Annotated in this window: 3 protein-coding genes; 1 reads left to right on the forward strand and 2 read right to left on the reverse strand. The window is 69.3% G+C overall.

The genetic code is table 11. The features are described from left to right. On the forward strand, positions 1-546 hold a 546-nt coding region (locus ACE3TU_RS19930; protein ID WP_374627415.1), incomplete at its 5' end, for an N-acetyltransferase family protein. Here ACE3TU_RS19930 and glgX read toward each other — a convergent pair. Both glgX and ACE3TU_RS19940 read right to left on the reverse strand, forming a co-directional pair. After that, a complete protein-coding gene (gene glgX, locus ACE3TU_RS19935) occupies positions 543-2624 on the reverse strand; it encodes a glycogen debranching protein GlgX (RefSeq protein WP_374627417.1) in 2082 nt (693 codons plus the stop codon). The two genes, ACE3TU_RS19930 and glgX, sit on opposite strands and share 4 nt — an antisense overlap. Before the next feature lie 13 nt (positions 2625-2637). Further along, positions 2638-3853 (reverse strand): alpha-D-glucose phosphate-specific phosphoglucomutase (locus ACE3TU_RS19940; protein WP_374627419.1); only part of this gene is annotated, 1216 nt, incomplete at its 5' end.

Raw genomic sequence — 3853 nt, forward strand, 5'->3', positions numbered from 1 at the left:
TCACCCTTCTCCCGCCGTATTGAGCGAAGCCCCGCCCCGGCCGGAACGGCGTTGCCTCCACCGACGCAGCATCCGACCGGGCATACCGAGGGGTACCTGCTGATGCGCCGCCCGGTGGCGGCACCGCTCCCCGACTCGCCGCTGCCCGGCGGGGTCTCTGTCGGGCCGTTGCAGGCGGCAGATGCGGCAGCCGTTCATCGGCTGCTGCAACAGGCCTATGCGAACGGCCACGGCAGCGTACCGGAGAACACCCTGGGCTGGTGGAACGCGCTCCTCGCCGACAGCGAGTACGAACGCGATCTCGCCGTGGTCGCCCGCTCGGAGGGCTCGGTCGTCGGCTTCTGCCTCTGCTGGAACTCGGGGTTCGTCAAGGACCTCGCCGTCGACGCCGCCTGGCGGCACCGGGGCCTGGGCGCCGCGCTGCTGTCCCGCGCCATCGAGGCCCTCGCCCGCAGAGGGATCGACGAGGTGGCGCTCAAGGTCGACATCTACAACGCCCCGGCCCAGCGCCTCTACCGCCGCTTCGGCTTCGCCACAGCGGCCTAGCGACCCGGCCCGCGCTCCTCGGGCCCGGGCCCCGGCACGTCCTCCGCCGCCGGCATGGCGAACGGTCGCTCCGGAGGAATCCGGCCCATCACCAGGACGATGACCGAACGCGGCGGCAGCGTGGCCGCGCGGTCGGCCAATGGCAGCACCGCCCGGTCGTCCGACACGAGGCCGACCGTCCAGTAGCCCTCCGGGAGCCGTGCCAGAACCGGTTCGATCCGCCTGTTGAACCACACGATCAGGTCCTCCGCGTCGTGCTGCAGCCGCATGCCGAGCACCGAGGCGGAGGCATCGTTCCAGTCGCCGCCGGTCATCTCCCGCCCATCCGGATGCAGCCAGGTCACGTCCCGCACCCCGTTTCTCGCATGACCGGAGAGGAAGTGGTCGCGCGTCAGGACGGGATGCCGCTTGCGGAACGCGCTGAGCTCCGCAACGAAGTCGACCAGCGTTGTGTCTGCCCGCTCCCAGTCGAGCCAGGTGATCTCGTTGTCCTGCGCGTAGGCGTTGTTGTTGCCCCGCTGCGTCCGCCCGAACTCGTCTCCCTGCTGCAGCAGCGGCAGCCCGCGGCTGAGGAACAGTGTGGCCAGCAGGGCCCTGACGTCGCGGCGCCGCGCCGCGTTGACCGCCGGGTCGTCGGTCGGCCCCTCGACACCGCAGTTCCACGATTGATTGTTGCTGTGCCCGTCGCGGTTGCCCTCGCCATTGGCCTCGTTGTGCTTGTCCAGATAGGAGACCAGATCGGTGAGCGTGAAGCCGTCATGCACGGCGAGCAGGTTCACCCCGGCACTGGGCCGCCGACCGGCGAAGTTGAAGATCTCCGCCGAGCCCGAGACCTTGCCGGCCAGGGCGCCGATCTTGCCCTGGTCGCCGCGCCAGAACGAGCGCACATCGTCGCGATAGGTGTCGTTCCACTCGCGAAACTCCTTGCCGAACTGACCCAGCTGATAGCCGCCCGGACCGGGGTCCCACGGCTCCGCGACGAGGATCGCCTTGCCGATCACCGGGTCGGACTTGATCATCCGCAGCATCTGCGCGTTCGCGTTGAACCCCGGCTCCCTGCCGAGGACCGGCGCGAGATCGAACCGGAAGCCGGAAACGCCCATCTCATCGATCCAGTAGCGCAGGCTCTCCAGCACCAGGCGCTGTGTTGCCGGATGATCGCAACGCAGCGTGTTGCCGGTTCCGGTATCGTTGACGAGGCGCTGCCGGCCGTCCACTTCGACATGCCGATAGTACGTCCGTGCATCGAGCCCCTTGAGGCTGAGGATCGGTCCGTCCGCGTCGCCCTCCCCGGTGTGATTGTAGACGACGTCGAGGATCACCGAGATACCCGCCCGGCGATAGGCGTCGGTCATGGTGCGCAACTCCCGCGGACCGTGCGGCGCGAGGCGGGGATCGACGGCGAAGTAGCACACCGGGTTGTAGCCCCAGGCGTTGGTCAACCCCAGTGCCGGCAGGTGCCCATCGTCGACGAAGGCGGCGATCGGCATCAGTTCGACCGTATCGACGCCCAGATGGTGGAGGTGCTCGATGACGCTCGGCGCCGTCAGCCCGGCAAGGGTGCCGCGCAGCGGCCCCCGCACCGAGGGGTGCCGCATGGTATAGCCGCGCACGTTGAGTTCGTAGAACAGCGTCGGGTGCTTGCGGCGCGGCAGCAGCCTGTCGTTGTCGGCGCCGACCGCGATGGCCCTGGGGATGAGCGGCGCCGTATCGACGGCCTGCCCGCGCGGCAGGCACAAGTGCGGCGAGCGCACGAAGACGCGGTCGAGGCGCCGGGCATAGGGGTCGACGAGCAGCCGGTTGGGGTCGAAGAGGTAGCCCTGCCCGGGATCGTAGCGGCCTTCGGCGCGCAAGCCGTAGCGGGTGCCCTCGCCGAGCCCTGCCACCAGCGCGTGGTGAACATGCCCGTCATGCCCGTCGAGCTCGATCCGCGCCACCTCGTTGTCGAGCGCGTCGTAGATGCAGACCCAGAGCGCCGACGCCGTCTCGGAATAGACGGCGAAGTTGATCCCCTCTTGGGTGATGGTCGCGCCAAGTCTCGCGGCGCTGCCGCCACCGCGCACCTGTTCCGGTTTCAATGCAGGGGCATCCTCAGGTGATGACGCTGGGCGCCTCTCGGCCGGTCCGCTCCCGGATCCCGGCGACGCTGTCGGCTAGGGCGATGAGGGGGGCGAGGGCGACCTGGGTATCGAGGTCGTGCTGCCCGTGCGGCGGCTCGTAGCGCTCGAGGTAGACGCGCAGCGTGGCCCCGACCGTCCCGGTGCCGCTCAGCCGCACCACGATCCGGCTGCCATCGGCAAAACCGATGCGGACACCCTGCTTGCCGCTGGTCGAGCCATCCACCGGATCCAGATACGCGAAGTCGTCGGCGTAGACGACGTCCCGTCCCTCGAGGCGCTGTCCGACCAGCCCCGGCAGTTTCGACCGGAGCGCATCCATCAGTTCGGCGGCCGCCCCGGCCTCGACCTCGTCGTAGTCATGCCGGGTGTAGTAGTTCCGCCCATAGGTCGCCCAGTGGTCGGTGACGATGGCATCGACGCTCTGCCCGCGCGCGGCCAAGACGTTCAGCCAGAGCAGCACGGCCCAAAGCCCGTCCTTCTCCCGCACGTGATTGGAACCGGTGCCGGCGCTCTCCTCGCCGCAGATGGTCACCCGCCCGGCATCGAGCAGATTGCCGAAGAACTTCCAGCCCGTCGGCGTCTCGTGCATCTCGATGCCGAGCTTGTCGGCCACCCGGTCGGCCGCGCCGCTGGTCGGCATCGACCTGGCGATGCCGGCGATGCCGGCGACGTAGCCGGGCGCGAAAGAGGCGTTCGCCGCCAGAATGGCGAGCGAGTCCGAGGGGGTGACGAACCGGCCGCGCCCGATGATCAGGTTGCGGTCGCCGTCGCCGTCCGATGCGGCGCCGAAATCCGGTGCATCGGGCCCCATCATCAGGTCGAACAGCGGCCGGGCGTAGACGAGGTTGGGGTCCGGGTGGCCACCGCCGAAATCCGGCGAGGGCGTGCCGTTGACCACCGTCCCCGCCGGGGCGCCCAGCAGGCCCTCGAGGATGCGATGCGCATAGGGACCGGTAACGGCGTGCATGGCGTCGAAGCGCATGGAAAAACCCGCCTCGAACATCGCCCGGATGCGATCGAAGTCGAACAGCGTCTGCATCAGCGCGGCATAGTCGGCGACGGGGTCGATGACCTCGACGACCATGCCGGCCGAATGATGCGTGCCGATCGCATTGAGATCGACGTCCGGCGCATCCACCGTCAGGTAGCGCGCGATGGCCTTGCTGCGGGCGAACATCGCGTCGGTG

It is taken from the genome of Devosia sp. (assembly GCF_041917035.1).
Lineage (GTDB): Bacteria > Pseudomonadota > Alphaproteobacteria > Rhizobiales > Devosiaceae > Devosia_A.